Below are 15,071 nucleotides of genomic sequence, written 5' to 3'. Positions count from 1 at the left end.
AACAGTCTGCCTTGTGAAGGGTCGGCCCGTCAGTAACGGATGACTCTCTGCACAAGCCCTCGACAACGTTTCGGAACAGGGCAGTTGGGACAGGAGGGCACGAAGCGGGGGGCCCCTCCGGAGACGGGCGCCCCCGGTCTCAGGCCGTCGCCCGGACCACCGGCTCCTGGAGCTCGGTGACCCACGCGTCCCGGTCCTCCGGGCACTCCAGGCTGACCTCGCGGGCGTACCCCGACGACCGGTAGCCGTGGGTGTCGATCCAGCGGGCCAGGGACTGGGCGGTGGGCAGCACGGCGTCCATGGAGCCCCGGTGCACGACGGTCGCCGCCTCGAACGGCGGCAGCTCGACCACGGTGATCCCGGTGTCACCGACCGGGCCGACGGGCGCGGAGACCGTCACCCCGGCGTGCACGACGACGCCGCCGCCGTCCGGAACGTCCTCGTACCGGGCGATCCCCGGGCCCGACGGGGCCAGGCCCGCCTCCCCGAGCAGGGGGAAGAGCCGGTCGTACAGCGGGCCGATCACCGGGGAGATGTCCTGCGGCTCGTAGCTGCCGGCCACCCCCGTCAGCTCCGCGACCCGCACCGCGGGCACCTTCTTCATCACGACGTCGTCCGTGGACATGTGTCCCTCGCTCTCGATGGACCGGAGCCTCGCCTCGACCTGCGCCAGCCGTGCGGCCGCCGCCGCCATCGCCGCCTCCAGCTCCGTACGGCGCAGCCGCAGCATCCCCCGCAGCTCCTCCGGGCCCACCGCGTCGTCCAGGACGGCCCCCACCTGCTGGAGCGTGAAGCCGAGGTCCTTGAGCGCGATGATCCGGTTGAGCCGGGCGAGCTGGGCGGCGCCGTAGTAGCGGTAGCCGGTCGAGGGGTCGGTGCGGTCCGGGTGCAGCAGCCCGATCTCGTCGTAATGACGCAGCATGCGGGCCGACACCCGCCCGTGGCGGGCGAAGTCTCCGATGGTGAACATGACGTCTCCCACTGCACGGCTTCACACGGTGTGAAGGTCAAGAAACGGCCGGGACGGGCCGCGCACGGGCAGGAGCCCCGCTCCCCCGCCGGTGCGGAGGAGCGGGGCTCCTTGGTACTGCTCTTACCGGCCGCGATCGGCCGACCCGGGCAACTAGGCCGGGGTGACGTTCTCAGCCTGCGGGCCCTTCGGGCCCTGAGTGACGTCGAAGTTCACGACCTGGTTCTCCTCGAGGGAGCGGAACCCGGACGAGTTGATCGCGGAGTAGTGGACGAAGACATCCGGGCCGCCGCCGTCCTGGGCGATGAAGCCGAAGCCCTTTTCAGCGTTGAACCACTTGACGGTTCCGGTAGCCATAAGCCCTCCTTGGGCCAAAGGGTTGCCCTGCTCCAGAACCTGCAATGAAGTCTGAAAACTACAAAAGCCTGCGGGGTCACATGCTCCGCAGGCTCTGTACTGCAAGGGAAACCAAACTGCAACTTGCTGTCGAGCCTAGCACGCAGTGTGTGCGTAGGGGTAGAGGGAAAGATCACTTCACCCGAATGTTTGATTGCCGCCCGGATGGGCCATCCGAGAGGGCCTTCCCGTGCGCCGCCGCCCCCGGTGGGGCGGCCCGCGCGGGACGGGTCTAGCCTCGCGATGTGGACAATTCAACCGTTTCAAACGTCGCGGGCGACGACCGTCGCCCCCGGCCGCGCGTCGGCCACATCCAGTTCCTCAACTGCCTTCCCCTTTACTGGGGGCTGGCACGGACCGGAACCCTGCTCGACCTGGAGCTGTCGAAGGACACCCCGGAGAAGCTCAGCGAGCAACTGGTCAGGGGCGAGCTGGACATCGCCCCCGTCACCCTTGTCGAGTTCCTGCGCAACGCGGACGACCTGGTCGCCTTCCCCGACATCGCGGTCGGCTGCGACGGCCCCGTCATGTCGTGCGTGATCGTCTCGCAGCGGCCCCTGGAGGACCTGGACCGGGCCCGCGTCGCGCTCGGCTCGACCTCCCGGACGTCCGTACGGCTGGCGCGGCTGCTGCTCGCCGAGCGGTACGGCGTCACCCCCGACTACTACACCTGCCCGCCGGACCTGGGCCTGATGATGCAGGAGGCGGACGCCGCCGTCCTCATCGGTGACGCGGCCCTCCGCGCCAACCTGCACGACGCCCCCCGCCTCGGGCTCCAGGTCCACGACCTGGGCGCGATGTGGAAGGAGTGGACGGGCCTGCCGTTCGTCTTCGCCGTCTGGGCCGCCCGCAAGGACTACCTGGCCGCCGAGCCGACCGCGGTCAAGCAGGTGCACGAGGCGTTCCTGGCCTCCCGCGACCTGTCCCTGGAGGAGGTCACCAAGGTCGCCGAGCAGGCGGCGCGCTGGGAGGCGTTCGACGCGGAGGTCCTGGAGCGCTACTTCACGACGCTCGACTTCCGCTTCGGCCCGGACCAACTGGCGGGCGTCGAGGAGTTCGCCCGCCGCACCGGCGATGCCGCGGGCTTCCCGGCGGACGTGAAGGTGGAGCTCCTCGGAGGATGAGAACATCCCGCCGCCGGGGAATGGCATTTTCGATTTCGTTGAACGTGCGATGAATGGCGGATTGCGCAATCGGTCATCGGGGGAGACCGGCGCATTCACGCCTTTTATCGCGGTGAATGACGTCGTTCGTTCCCCTTGGGGCGAAATCGGCGGATGGTTTCTCCCGTGACCGGACGAGACTTCGCGGACACGAACTAGGCTTCGGTCGGAGGTCCGGCCGGTTCACAGGGGGAGTCCTTATATGCAGCCGCTGGAAGCCGGGGAACCGCGCAGCATCGGCGCCTACCGGCTGCTCGGCAGACTCGGCGCCGGCGGCATGGGCCGCGTGTACCTCGGGCGCAGCGCCGGCGGCCGCACCGTCGCCGTCAAGGTCGTCCACCCCCACTTCGCGCTCGACGAGCAGTTCCGCGCCCGGTTCCGGCGCGAGGTGGAGGCGGCCCGGCGGATCGGCGCCGAGTGGACCGCGCCCGTCCTGGACGCCGACCCGGACGCCCCGGTCCCCTGGATCGCCACCGGTTACGTGGCGGGACCGCCGCTCTCCGCGGCCGTCAACGAGCACGGCCCGCTGCCCGAGCACGCGGTCCGGGTGCTGGGCGCCGGGCTCGGCGAGGCGCTGGCCGCGGTGCACGAGCGGGGCCTGATCCACCGGGACGTGAAGCCGTCCAACGTCCTGCTCGCCCTGGACGGCCCCCGCCTGATCGACTTCGGCATCGCCCGGGCCATCGACGCGACCACCTCCCTCACCTCCACCGGGGTCTCGGTCGGCTCGCCCGGCTACATGGCGCCGGAGCAGATCCGGGGCACCGAGATGTCGGGCGCGGCCGACATCTTCTCGCTGGGCGCGGTCCTGGCGTACGCGGCGACCGGTTCCGAGCCGTTCCTCGGCGACTCCTCGGCCGTCCTCCTCTACAAGGTCATCCACGAGGAACCGGAGCTCGGCGAGCTGGAGGGCGGGCTCCGCGAGGCCATCGCCGCCTGTCTGGCCAAGGACCCGGAGCGGCGGCCCACCCCGGACGAGCTGGCCCGCCGGCTGCTGCCGGGCGGCGCGGCGGCGGCGGTCGCGGCGGGCTGGCTGCCCGGCCCCCTGGTCCGCGAGGTCAGCCGGTCGGCGGTGGCGCTGCTGGACCTGGAACCGCAGGAGGCCCCGGTGCAGTCGGGACCGGTGCCGTTCAGCAACCCGTCGTTCGGAGCGGGGGAGGTGGTGGGCGAGTCCACCGGGGGCCCGTACGGGTCGCCCGGAGCCCCGCTCGGCGTCTTCGGGCCACCGGTCGGCCATTTCCCGACCGCCGGGGCCGACGGGCTGCCCGGGCAGCGGACCGGCGGGCGGAGCCTGACCCTCGGCGCTTCGACGGGCGGGGACGCGGCGGGGCGCCGCCGGGTGAGCTGCACGCTCGCCCTCGCGGTGGCCGGGGCGCTGGCCGCGGTGACGGTGGGCGGCGCCTTCCTGCTGGACCTGATGCCGGGCCAGGGGGACGACGGCGGCAACCTGGGGAGCGCCTCGCGCACTCCGTCGGCCCCGGCCGCCACCCCGGGCGGGGCCGCCGAGCTGCCCGAGGCGTTCGTCGGCACCTGGAAGGGCCCGCTGACCGAGAAGAGCTCCGGACTGCCGCACGGCACGCTCACCGCGGTCTTCACGAAGGGCCGCGAGGGCACGGACGTGGTCCGCCTGACCACCGAGGTCTCCGCCCTCGGCGTGGACTTCACCTGCTACAGCGTCGGCACGCTCACCTCGGCCACCGACGAGGAGCTGGAGCTGCGCGAACGCGCCGACCGGGACCGCCCCAGCACCGCCGGCCTCTGCACCACCGCGCCCGCCGGCCTCCACTTCACCCGCACCTCCGAGGGCACCCTCCGCTTCCGCTCCGACGAGGAGGGCGCGGGACAGCCGTACGGCACGCTCACCCGGACCGACGGCTGACCGCCGACCCCCCTGGCGTACGCTGAACCGGTCCGTAGATCCGTTGAAAAACCGCCGAAAGGTGACAGCCCGGTGACCGAGAAGGCCGACCTCCAGCCCATCCTCGACCGAGCCGCCGAAGGCGGCCGGATCACTCCGGAGGAGGCGCTCGACCTCTACCGGTCGGCTCCGCTGCACGCCTTGGGCGCGGCGGCCGACGCCGTGCGCCGCCGCCGGTACGCCGGTACGGAGCACATCGCGACGTACATCATCGAGCGCAACATCAACTACACCAACGTGTGCGTCACGGCCTGCAAGTTCTGCGCGTTCTACGCCGCGCCGAAGGACACCGCCAAGGGCTGGTCCCGGGACCTGGACGACATCCTGCGCCGCTGCGCGGAGACCGTCGAGCTGGGCGGCACGCAGATCATGTTCCAGGGCGGGCACCACCCGGACTACGGCGTCGAGTACTACGAGGAGCACTTCTCGGCCATCAAGAAGGCGTTCCCGCAGCTGGTGATCCACTCGCTCGGCGCCTCCGAGATCGAGCACATGGCCCGGATCTCGAAGGTCTCCGCCGAGGAGGCCATCAGCCGTATCCACGCCGCCGGTCTCGACTCCTTCGCGGGCGCCGGCGCCGAGCTGCTGCCGGCCCGGCCGCGCACCGCCATCGCGCCGCTCAAGGAGTCCGGCGAGCGCTGGCTGGAGATCATGGAGATCGCGCACGGCCTGGGCGTCGAGTCCACCTCGACCATGCTGATGGGCACGGGCGAGACGAACGCCGAGCGCATCGAGCACCTGCGCATGATCCGTGACGTGCAGGACCGCACCGGCGGCTTCCGGGCGTTCATCCCGTACACGTACCAGCCGGAGAACAACAAGCTGAAGGGGCAGACGCAGGCCACGCTCTTCGAGTACCTGCGGATGATCGCCATCGCCCGGCTCTTCCTGGACAACGTCGCCCACATCCAGGGCTCCTGGCTCACCACCGGCAAGGAGGTCGGCCAGCTGTCGCTGCACTACGGCGCGGACGACCTGGGCTCGATCATGCTGGAGGAGAACGTCGTCTCGTCGGCCGGTGCCAAGCACCGCTCCAACCGGCTGGAGATCATCGACCTCATCCGCAAGGCGGACCGCGTCCCGGCCCAGCGCTCCACGACGTACGAACACCTCGTCGTGCACGACGACCCGGCGAACGACCCGGTCGACGAGCGCGTCGCCTCGCACATCTCGTCCGTCGCCATCGAGGGCGGCACCGCGCACCCGGAGCTCAAGCTCCTCAGCGCCAACTGAGGCAGCCTTGCTGACGATCCACGCCGCCGCCCTGCTCCTGCCGGGCGGCGGCCGCGCACCCGTGCCCGGCGGTGCGGTGGCCGTACGGGACGCCTCGGTCGAGGCGTTCGGGGCGTACGGGGAAGTGGCCGCCGCCCACCCCGGCGCCCGCGTCCGGCGCTGGCCGGGCGTCCTGGCGCCGGGGCTGGTGCAGCGGGACGCGGCCCGGCTCCTGGAGGAGTGGTACTTCCCCGACCCCCGCGAGGCGGACGCGCTGGGCACCGAGCCCCTGACCGGCGCCGCGCTCGACGCTCTGGGCCCCGAGGAGACCTGGCGCGCGGGCAGCGTACGGCGCGGGCTGCAGCAGATGCTGCGGTTCGGGACGACGCATCTCGCGGGCACGTTCACCGATGCGACGGCCGGCACCGTCGTCGCCCGCTCCGGGCTGACCGTGGTCCCGCCGTCCGGAGGTCGCGGCGAACCCGCCCTCGATCCCTTCGTGCGGGGCCACGACGTGCCCGGCTCGGAGCACGGGCCCCTCACCGGGGGCGGCCGGGCCGACTTCGCGGTCTTCGACGTACCGGATGTGACGACGCTCTGCGCGGTGGGCGCGCGGACGTGCGTGGCCACGGTGCTGGGCGGGAGGCTCGTGTACCGGCGGCGGTGAGCGCCGGATGGCGTCCGTCCGGCTCCGGTGGGAAATCCACGCGGGTTTCCCACCGGGAAAGCGCCCCCTGGGTCAGAGCACCGGACGGGCCGGAAAGGGCTGAAAGCGATTTCGGATCGGTCCATGCGCTCCGGGCCGGCTCCGGAGCCTTTGCCGGAGCGCAGGTACACGTGAGGCAAACGGCTGGTATCTCCGACTTCTCGTGGCGTGAGGGGGAGAGACACCGCGAGCACCTCATTCGACGGTCCGTTGTGCAGAGCGGCGAACACCTGAAGGCGGTGCGCCCGGAGCATCACGACGTCCACGACGCACATCCCTCGCTCGGGGCGGCCCGCGTCGAGCCCGCCGAGGCGCTCCGGGCCCGGGGCGGAACGGTTCCTCAGGGAACGGACGGCCCGCCCAGGTAGGTGCCCTCGGAGTCGTACGGCCAGGCGTTGGCGACGCAGCCCTTCAGGCCGTCGATCTGCTGCATCATCGCGGGGGCGGGACGGCCCTTGCCGGGGCAGGTCTCGTGGCCGTGGCCGAGCCAGTGGCCGACCTCGTGGTTGATGATCAGGGCCCGGTACTCGCCCAGCGGGCCGTCGAACTCGGGCGAACCCGTCTGCCAGCGCTTGAGGTTGACCATCACGACCGTACCGACCCGGCAGTTGACCTCGCCGTGTGTGTCGAGCCCGCTCTCGCCGCAGACGCGGTCGGTGGTCTCCGGGGTGGCGATCCGTATGACCAGTCCCGCCGGGCCCTTCGCCACCTGGCGGAACCGGTGCTCCCCGTGGTGCGACCAGCCCCGGGGCGCGGCCAGGATGTGCGCGACGACGGCGGCGGCCTTGTCCGCGTCGAGCCCGGAGCCGTCCTCCACCTCCACCCGGTAGGCGCTCCCCGTCCCGCTGTCGGTGGCGGCGGCGCGGGCCACGGTGAAGTCGGCGGGCGCGGGCCCGCGCGCGTCGTTCCAGCGGAGACCGACGACGGCGGCTGCCGCGAGTACGACGGGGACGACGGCCAACGTGAGCAGCCTGCTCCGGCCGCTCTCCCCCCGGCGCCCTTTCCCTCCGGGCATCCGTAACCCTCCCCAGCGATCGACGTTCCGTCCCCCGCTGTAGGACCGGTGATCGGGGCGATCGGTTCAGTCCACATCCATATCGAGTGGTGGAAGGTCCGCCCGGAGAATCGTTACGGCACCGAGGGGCCGCCCAGGTACGTCCCGTTTTCGGCGTACGGCCAGGCGTTGGCGACGCATCCCTTGAGCCCGTAGATCTGCTGCATCATCGCGGGGGCGGGGCGGCCCTTGCCGGGGCAGGTCTCGTGGCCGTGGCCGAGCCAGTGGCCGACCTCGTGGTTGATGATCAGGGCCCGGTAGTCGTTCAGCGGGCCGTCGAACTCGGGTGAACCGGTCTGCCAGCGCTTGAGGTTGACCATCACCTTCTCGCCGATCCGGCAGTTCACCTCGCCGTGCGTGTTCATCCCGCCCTGCCCGCAGATCCGGTCCGTGGTGGCCGCCGTCGCGATGCGGACGACCAGCCCGGCCGGGCCCGAGGCCACCCGGTGGAACGTGCGCTTGCCGCCCTGCCCCCAGCCGCGCGGCGCGGCGAGGATGTCGGCGATCCGGTCGGCGGCCTCCTCCGGCCCGACGCCCGAGCCGTCCTCGACCTCGACGCGGTACGCGTACTGCCCGGAGGACGAGGCGTCGGCGCGGGCGACCGTGAAGGTGCCGGGGCCGGAGGCGGGGACGCGCACGCGGGTGGCGCTGGGGCTGGGGCTGGGGGACGGGGAGTGCGAGGGCTTCGGGCTCCGGCCGGGCTTCGCGGAGGGCGTGGGCGAGGCGGGGGACGCGGCGGCGGCCGAGGGGGTGCGCGCGGCGGCGGACGCCGGGGACCCCTCACCGCCCGCCCAGCGGGGTGCGAGGAGCACCACGACGCCGATCAGCACCGCCGGTACGACGACGGCGGCCCCTATCCGGACGCGGCTGCGCCGCGCCGGTCTCGCGCGTCGGCGCCCGCCTCCGCCATGCCGCCCCCGCCTGTTCTCAGCCTCCACGGACAGACCCCTCCCTGGCTTCCATCGGACGTGCGTCCGCGTAAGCGACCAATTCCATGAACCGCGGGTCCCGGGCGACGGCCAGCAGGTCGTCGGCGGTGACCGGCGCCGACACCATCGCGTCGGCGTCGCCCCCCACGGTGAGCGTGACGTGGCTGCGCCCGTACGTGAAGCGCACGGTGACGCTGGTGACCGTCTTGCCCCCCTTGGCATCTCCGGCCGCCGTGATCGCCTGGGCCATCATGCCCCCTGCCAGTGACACCTCATCGCACCGGAGGTGCTTCACCGCGACATCCAGGCAGGCCCGATCGGCCCGAGCCGCCTTGCCCGTGGCCGGCGGGCGGACCGAGAAGGTGAGGGGGAAGACCGGGCCTTCCGCCCCGCCCTGGTACCGGTTGACGGCGATGTCGACCGGACGGACCGGGGCGAGCGCCTCGGGCAGCAGCGTTTCCAGCACCCCCGCCGCCTCGCTCTGGAAGACCTGCTGACGTGACCGCTCGTCGTCCGGCAGGTCCGCCATGGAGGACTCGCCGGGGCTCGGCTCGATGTGCACGGGGGCGCGGACGGGCACGGGCACGGACGTCGGCGTGGGGACCGGTGAGGTCTGCGAGGCGGCCGCCGACCACGTGCGTACCGGCTCCCCGTCCCCGCCCCACACCGGCAGGGCGGAGCCGAGGACCCCCAGGCCGACGATCGCGATCGCCGTCACGCCGACGGCGGCGCGGGCCCGGGCCCGTCGGCGGCGGCCCTCGACCAGGGCGCCGGGGACCAGGTCGGGCAGCGGCGGCGCCCCGTCGGTGATCCGCTCCATGGCGGTCCGGACGAGCAGTTCCTCGTCGTCCCGGCCGGGCTCTTCGCCCGGAGCGGGGTCCATGAACACGTACACGGCGTAACTCCTCAGCTTCGGGCGGTGTAGAGGTGGGCGTCGCCCAGGCGGGCGCGCAGGGTGGCCAGTGAGCGCGAGCACTGGCTCTTGACGGTGGACGGGCTGCACCGCAGCAGGCCGGCGACGGTGTCCACGCTCAGGTCCTCCCAGTAGCGCAGGACGACCATCGCCCGGGCTCGGGGCGGCAGTTCGGCGAGGGCGGCGAGCAGGGTGACGGTGAGCTCGGGGCCCACCGCCGGGGCGGGCGCGGCGATCGGCGTGTGGGCGAGGATGTCGCGCAGCCGGCGGCGCCGCTCGGCGATGTAGGTGCGGGTGAGCACGGTCCGGGCGTAGGCGTCCGGATGGTCGGCGGCGCCCGCCCGGTGCCAGTGCTGGAACAGCTTGGCGAGCGTCGTCTGGGTCAGGTCGCGCGCGGCGTCCGCGTCGCCGCAGAGCAGATACGCGGTGCGGTAGAGCCGGTGCTGGCCGGCGCGGGCGAATTCCTCGAAGCCGTCGTCACCCCGGCTGGCTCCCGTGAACATCTGCCCCCTTCCCTGTTCTCCTCGAAGGTCTCTCCGTGACTACTGAGTGCCGCCGGGCGGAAAAGGTTGAAGCGGATTTCCGCCGGGGGCGTCCGCCGCGAGCCGCCGGGGACCGGGCTGCTTGAATGGGATGCGTGACCCGAGCCTCTCTGGACAAGCAGCCGCACGAAGTCGCCTCGATGTTCGACGACGTGGCGGCGAACTACGACCTGACCAACGACGTGCTCTCGCTCGGCCAGGACCGGCTGTGGCGCAAGGAGGTCGCCAGGGCGGTGAACGCCCGGCCCGCCGAGAAGGTCCTCGACCTGGCGGCCGGTACGGCGACGTCCTCGCTGCCGTTCGCCGCGACCGGGGCGTACGTCGTGCCGTGCGACTTCTCCATCGGCATGCTCCGCGAGGGCAAGAAGCGTCACGCCTGGCTGCCCTTCACCGCCGGCGACGCCACGAAACTCCCCTTCCGCGACGAGACCTTCGACGCGGTGACCATCTCCTTCGGCCTGCGCAACGTCCAGGACACGGACACGGCCCTGCGCGAGCTGCACCGGGTCACCAAGCCGGGCGGCCGGGTCGTCATCTGCGAGTTCTCCCAGCCCGTCTGGACCCCGTTCCGCACGGTCTACATCGAGTACCTGATGCGTGCCCTCCCCCCGGTGGCCCGCGCGGTCTCCTCCAACCCCGACGCCTACGTCTACCTCGCCGAGTCCATCCGCGCCTGGCCCGACCAGGCCGGCCTGGCGAAGAAGCTCCAGAACGCGGGCTGGTCGCAGGTCGCCTGGCGCAACCTGACGGGCGGTGTGGTGGCCCTCCACCGGGGTGTGCGCCACTGACGTCTCCCGCGGTCCCCGGACGGGAACCGCGCACGCGCGAAAGCGGTTGCCGGCATTCCGAGTTGACGGGAACCGGTGGGCGGGGAAGATGTGTCCGTTGATACGGCACGCGTCTTCCCCGCTTCCGTGTGTCACCGTCTTGCCCGTCCCCGGCCCGCTGCGGAGCTCTCATGCCCTCGTACTGCCCGTTCTGTGGAACCCAGGCGCCCGACGAGGCGCGCTTCTGCATGAAGTGCGGGCGGGAACGCCCCGCCGCGCCCGCCGTGCCTCCTCAGCCCGCCGCCCCGCCACCGCCGGCCGGGACGCCGCCCGTCGAACCGCCCGCGGTACCGGCCTACATGACGCGGCCCGCCGCCCCGCCTCCCGGGTACGCGCCGGTGCCGGCCGGGCCCTCGCCGACCGGGATCTTCTTCGGGCGGGTGATGCGCGGGGACTGGGCGGGCTCCCTCAAGGCGGCCGTCTGGCCGACCGGGCTGATCGTCGGCCTCGCCGTGGCGCTCGCCATCCCGGACTACGGGCAGGGGGACGACGTCGTCGTCGGGTGGAGCGACCGGCTGCGGATCGCGCTCGCGATGCTGCTCCAGGCGTTCGGCGGCGGCTTCGAGGTCCGGGCCGTCCTGCCGGGCGGCGGCGGATACGGGGGCGCTTCGCCGTACGGGGACACGTACAGCGACTTCGATCCGGGCGGGCAGAGCCAGACGACGCTCTCCCTGATCCCGCTCACCGTCACCGTGCTGTGGATCGGCGCCCTCATCCTCGGCGCCCGGGCCGTCCGCAGGCAGGGCGGCGGGCTCGACGCGGCGGTCCGGATCAGCGTCGTGGCCACCGCCGCGGTCCTGGTCCTCGGGCTCTACGCCCAGCCCGAGATCGAGGGCTACTCGCTCCACTCCTCGCCGGTCCTCGCGGCGCTCGGCGCCCTCGCCATCGCCCTCGTGACCACCTGCGCCGTCCTGCAACGCGACGTCGCGGCCGCCTGGCTGGCCCAGCGGCCGGGCACGCAGAGCTTCGTACGCGCCGCCGGGACCGCCGTCCGCGCACTCGGCGCCGTCCTCCTGCTCTGCGGCCTGATCGGCTACATCACGTACGCCACCCTGGACGACGTCAACGGCACGGCCCTGCTGATGGCCCTGCCGCTGCTGCCCAACATCGCGCTGATGGTGCTCTCGGTGAGCTGGGGCGGCTCCGTCGAGTACGACGCGCGGGGACAGGCGGACATCATCGGCTCCGGTATGGACCACGGCTCGTTCGGGCTCGGCGAGCTGAGCGACGCGGCCAACGACTGGGCCCTCGTCGGCGCGCTCGCCGCGGGCCTCGTCTGCGCGCTCGTCGTCGGGCTGCTCGCCGGACGCCGCTCCGCCGACCGGCGCGAACAGATCACCGCCGGCGGCCTGTTCCTGCTCGGGTTCCTCGCGCTCGCCGCGATGAGCGGCCTGTCCGCCGAGTTCTCCGGCAACGTCGCGGACATCGGCGGCTCGGGCACCCTGGACGTCTCGCCCAGCGTCGCCGACGCGCTGCTGTTCGGGCTGCTGTGGGTCGGTGGCGCGGTGCTCGTCGCGCCCTACCTGGCGCGGATGGCGGGCGGCGGCGGCCCGGGCGGCGGCTCCCCGGCGTACCCGCCCCCGCCGAGCCCGTACGGCCCGCAGTACCCGGGTCCGTACGGCCCGCAGAACCCGGGTCCGTACACCCCGCCCCCCGGCCACACCCCGCCCCCCGGTCACACCCCGCCTCCCGGTCCTTACCCCCCGGAGCCCGGTCCGCAGGGCCCCGGGCCGTACGCCCCGCCCGCGCAGTCCACGGTGCCCGGCACCCCCGCGCCCGAAGCCGCCGCCCCCGCGCAGCCTCCCGCGCCCCGGCGCCGGCGGCCCGTCCTCGTCTGGGGCGCCACGCTCACCGCGGCCCTGATCCTCGGTGGCGGGGCCACCGCGGGCGCCCTCGCCCTGCTGGACCGCCACGACGACGACCCGGGGACCTCGGAGAACGACAAGGGCAAGGGCGGCGACCGGGCGACGCCCGCCCAGGACCGGTCGAGCGAGACCCCCTCCGCGGAGGCCGGCGCCACCAGCGACCCGGCCGGGCCCGTCCTCCCGGACGGCTACAGCGTCGTCGCCGACACCGCCGGCTTCTCGCTCGCCCTGCCGGACGACTGGGAGCGGCAGGGCGAGGAGAACCACCAGGTCACCTACGCCAGGTCCCCGGGAGACACCGCCCTGCTGAAGGTCGGCGTCATCGCGGACGCCTCCTACACCTCGTACGAGAACTTCAAGGCCCTGGAGAAGACCGCCTCCGCCGACCAGCGGAACTACCAGCAGATCCAGCTCTCGGCCAACACCTTCCAGGGCCGTCCGGGCGCCCGGTGGGAGTACACGTACGAGGACAGGAGCGGACAGACGGTCCACGCGGTCGACCAGAGCTACATCGCCGAGGACGGCACCGAGTACGCCCTTTACGTCACCGAGCGGGACGTGGACTGGGTCGGTGCCCGCGAGGTCTTCGACACCGCCCTGTCGACCTGGATGCTCAACGACGTCGACTGAACGTCACAGTTCCAGCCGGAAGCACCGCACCTCCTGGCCCGGCAGCGACGTCGTGAAGGTCTCGGCGGGTTCCATGCCGAGGCGCCGGGCCACCGCGGCCGACCGCTCGTTGAGCACGTCGACCGCCGCCACCACCCGTTCCACCCCCGCCGCGCGCAGCCGCTCCAGCGTGAGGCGCGCGGCGGCCGTCGCGTACCCCAGGCCCCAGGACGGCCGGGCCAGCCGCCAGCCGATCTCGGTCTCGCCCACCGGTCCGTACGCGGTCGGCCCCCACGGCTGCGCTCCGGTGAAGCCCACGACCCGCCCCTCCCCGTCGAGCACGGTCCACAGGCAGTAGCCCAGTTCGGCGTCGTGCCGGCGCTGCCGGGCGGTCCACTCCTCGTACATCGACAGCTCCTCCGGCCGCCCGCCGAAGAACCGCATCACCTCCGGGTCGGCGAAGGCCCGGTGCCAGGCGACGGCGTCCTCGTCGGTCGGGACACGCAGCTGTACGACGGGCGGAGCGGCAGGCGCGATTGACATGAGGCAGCCCTTCGGAGGGTTGATCGGCAGGCCCCCATAGACTGCCTTGGACCTGTGCCGCGCGGCACGCGAATTCGAGTCTTCGGGAGAACCGACCGTGACCGAACCCCTGTCCGAACACAGCGCGGACGTCATCGTCGTGGGGGCGGGCCCCGCCGGCTCCACGACCGCGTACTACCTGGCCAAGGCCGGACTCGACGTCCTCCTCCTGGAGAAGACCGCGTTCCCGCGCGAGAAGGTCTGCGGCGACGGGCTCACGCCGCGCGCCACCAAGCAGCTCGTGGCCATGGGCATCGACATCTCCGAAGAGGCGGGCTGGCTGCGCAACAAGGGCCTGCGCATCATCGGCGGCGGCGTCCGGCTCCAGCTGGACTGGCCGGATCTGGCCTCCTACCCGGACTACGGACTCGTCCGCAAGCGCGACGACTTCGACGAGCAGCTGGCCCGGAACGCGCAGAAGGCCGGTGCCCGGCTGTACGAGCGGTGCAACGTCGGCGCCCCGATCACCGACGAGCGCACCGGCCGGATCACCGGGGTGCACGCCAAGCTCGGCGAGGAGAAGACCCCGGTCACCTTCCACGCCCCGCTCGTGGTCGCCGCCGACGGCAACTCCACCCGGCTCTCCCTCGCGATGGGCCTGCACCGCCGCGAGGACCGCCCCATGGGCGTCGCCGTGCGCACGTACTTCACCTCGCCCCGGCACGACGACGACTACCTGGAGTCCTGGCTGGAGCTGTGGGACCGGCGCGGTCCCCAGGAGAAGCTGCTGCCCGGCTACGGCTGGATCTTCGGCATGGGCGACGGCACGTCCAACGTCGGCCTCGGCATCCTCAACTCCTCCTCCGCGTTCAAGGAGCTGGACTGGCGCGAGGTCCTGAAGGCGTGGTGCGCGTCCATGCCGGAGGACTGGGGCTACACCCCGGAGAACATGACGATGCCGATCCGGGGCGCCGCCCTGCCGATGGCCTTCAACCGCCAGCCGCACTACACCAAGGGCCTGCTGCTCGTCGGTGACGCGGGCGGCATGGTCAACCCGTTCAACGGCGAGGGCATCGCGTACGCCATGGAGTCCGGCCAGATCGCGGCCGACGTCATCGTGCAGGCGCACGCCCGCGCGACCCCGGCCCAGCGGGAGCTGGCGCTGAGCAACTACCCGAAGGTGCTCAAGGAGACCTACGGCGGCTACTACACGATGGGCCGCGCCTTCGTGAAGCTGATCGGCAACCCGAAGGTCATGAAGGTCGCGACCCAGCGCGGCCTGACGCACCCGCTGCTGATGAAGTTCACGCTGAAGATGCTCGCCAACCTCACCGACCCGACGGGCGGCGACGCGATGGACCGCGTCATCAACGGCCTGGCGAAGGTGGCGCCCAGCTCCTGATCTCCGCACCTCCGGTCACGGACGAAGGAGCCGTCACTCCCGA

General features: G+C 72.7%; 14 protein-coding genes. 7 read left to right on the top strand and 7 right to left on the bottom strand.

Annotation, left to right across the window (positions count from 1 at the left end):
* Positions 1 to 139: 139 nt before the first annotated feature.
* Positions 140 to 970, bottom strand: coding sequence for a MerR family transcriptional regulator (locus ACN6LM_RS02345; RefSeq protein WP_445063579.1), 831 nt, complete (start codon positions 968 to 970; stop codon positions 140 to 142).
* A 153-nt stretch (positions 971 to 1,123) separates the two neighbouring features.
* On the bottom strand, positions 1,124 to 1,327 hold the full coding sequence (locus ACN6LM_RS02340) for a cold-shock protein (protein ID WP_132902898.1): 204 nt from the start codon (positions 1,325 to 1,327) through the stop codon (positions 1,124 to 1,126).
* 284 nt (positions 1,328 to 1,611) lie between these two features.
* On the opposite strand from ACN6LM_RS02340, the gene ACN6LM_RS02335 reads away from it, so the two are divergent.
* From ACN6LM_RS02335 to ACN6LM_RS02320, 4 genes are all read left to right on the top strand, one after another.
* Positions 1,612 to 2,490 carry a menaquinone biosynthetic enzyme MqnA/MqnD family protein gene (locus ACN6LM_RS02335; RefSeq protein WP_445063578.1) on the top strand — a complete coding sequence of 293 codons (879 nt, stop codon included), beginning with the start codon at positions 1,612 to 1,614 and terminating at the stop codon, positions 2,488 to 2,490.
* A gap of 241 nt (positions 2,491 to 2,731) precedes the next feature.
* The gene (locus ACN6LM_RS02330; RefSeq protein WP_445063577.1) at positions 2,732 to 4,408 is read left to right on the top strand and encodes a serine/threonine-protein kinase; all 1,677 of its coding nucleotides are present in this window, start codon (positions 2,732 to 2,734) and stop codon (positions 4,406 to 4,408) included.
* A 72-nt stretch (positions 4,409 to 4,480) separates the two neighbouring features.
* A complete protein-coding gene (gene mqnC / locus ACN6LM_RS02325; protein WP_445063576.1) occupies positions 4,481 to 5,680 on the top strand; it encodes a cyclic dehypoxanthinyl futalosine synthase in 1,200 nt (399 codons plus the stop codon).
* Positions 5,681 to 5,687: 7 nt separating this feature from the next.
* The gene (locus ACN6LM_RS02320; protein ID WP_445063575.1) at positions 5,688 to 6,326 is read left to right on the top strand and encodes a hypothetical protein; all 639 of its coding nucleotides are present in this window, start codon (positions 5,688 to 5,690) and stop codon (positions 6,324 to 6,326) included.
* A 379-nt stretch (positions 6,327 to 6,705) separates the two neighbouring features.
* On the opposite strand, the gene ACN6LM_RS02315 is transcribed toward ACN6LM_RS02320, so the two are convergent.
* From ACN6LM_RS02315 to ACN6LM_RS02300, 4 genes are all read right to left on the bottom strand, one after another.
* Positions 6,706 to 7,326 carry a DUF3152 domain-containing protein gene (locus ACN6LM_RS02315; protein WP_445063574.1) on the bottom strand — a complete coding sequence of 207 codons (621 nt, stop codon included), beginning with the start codon at positions 7,324 to 7,326 and terminating at the stop codon, positions 6,706 to 6,708.
* 167 nt (positions 7,327 to 7,493) lie between these two features.
* Positions 7,494 to 8,234 (bottom strand): DUF3152 domain-containing protein, encoded by a 741-nt coding sequence (locus tag ACN6LM_RS02310; protein WP_445063654.1) that lies wholly within the window; start codon positions 8,232 to 8,234, stop codon positions 7,494 to 7,496.
* A gap of 112 nt (positions 8,235 to 8,346) precedes the next feature.
* The gene (locus ACN6LM_RS02305) at positions 8,347 to 9,243 is read right to left on the bottom strand and encodes a hypothetical protein (protein ID WP_445063573.1); all 897 of its coding nucleotides are present in this window, start codon (positions 9,241 to 9,243) and stop codon (positions 8,347 to 8,349) included.
* An 11-nt stretch (positions 9,244 to 9,254) separates the two neighbouring features.
* The gene (locus ACN6LM_RS02300; protein WP_445063572.1) at positions 9,255 to 9,764 is read right to left on the bottom strand and encodes a SigE family RNA polymerase sigma factor; all 510 of its coding nucleotides are present in this window, start codon (positions 9,762 to 9,764) and stop codon (positions 9,255 to 9,257) included.
* Between the two features lie 134 nt (positions 9,765 to 9,898).
* Here ACN6LM_RS02300 and ACN6LM_RS02295 point away from each other — a divergent pair, with 134 nt between their 5' ends.
* Positions 9,899 to 10,591 (top strand): demethylmenaquinone methyltransferase, encoded by a 693-nt coding sequence (locus ACN6LM_RS02295; protein WP_445063571.1) that lies wholly within the window; start codon positions 9,899 to 9,901, stop codon positions 10,589 to 10,591.
* Between the two features lie 170 nt (positions 10,592 to 10,761).
* Entirely contained in the window at positions 10,762 to 13,125 is a 2,364-nt protein-coding gene (locus tag ACN6LM_RS02290) for a zinc ribbon domain-containing protein (protein ID WP_445063570.1), read from the top strand.
* A gap of 3 nt (positions 13,126 to 13,128) precedes the next feature.
* Here the strand turns inward: ACN6LM_RS02290 and ACN6LM_RS02285 are convergent, their stop codons facing one another.
* Positions 13,129 to 13,647: a GNAT family N-acetyltransferase gene (locus tag ACN6LM_RS02285; RefSeq protein ID WP_445063569.1), complete on the bottom strand. Its 519-nt coding sequence runs from the start codon at positions 13,645 to 13,647 to the stop codon at positions 13,129 to 13,131.
* Between the two features lie 97 nt (positions 13,648 to 13,744).
* Here ACN6LM_RS02285 and ACN6LM_RS02280 point away from each other — a divergent pair, with 97 nt between their 5' ends.
* Positions 13,745 to 15,028, top strand: coding sequence for a geranylgeranyl reductase family protein (locus ACN6LM_RS02280; RefSeq protein WP_445063568.1), 1,284 nt, complete (start codon positions 13,745 to 13,747; stop codon positions 15,026 to 15,028).
* The last annotated feature ends 43 nt before the right edge of the window (positions 15,029 to 15,071 follow it).

This window comes from Streptomyces sp. SAS_281 (assembly GCF_052542855.1).
This window is presented reverse-complemented; position numbering and strand designations above follow the sequence as displayed.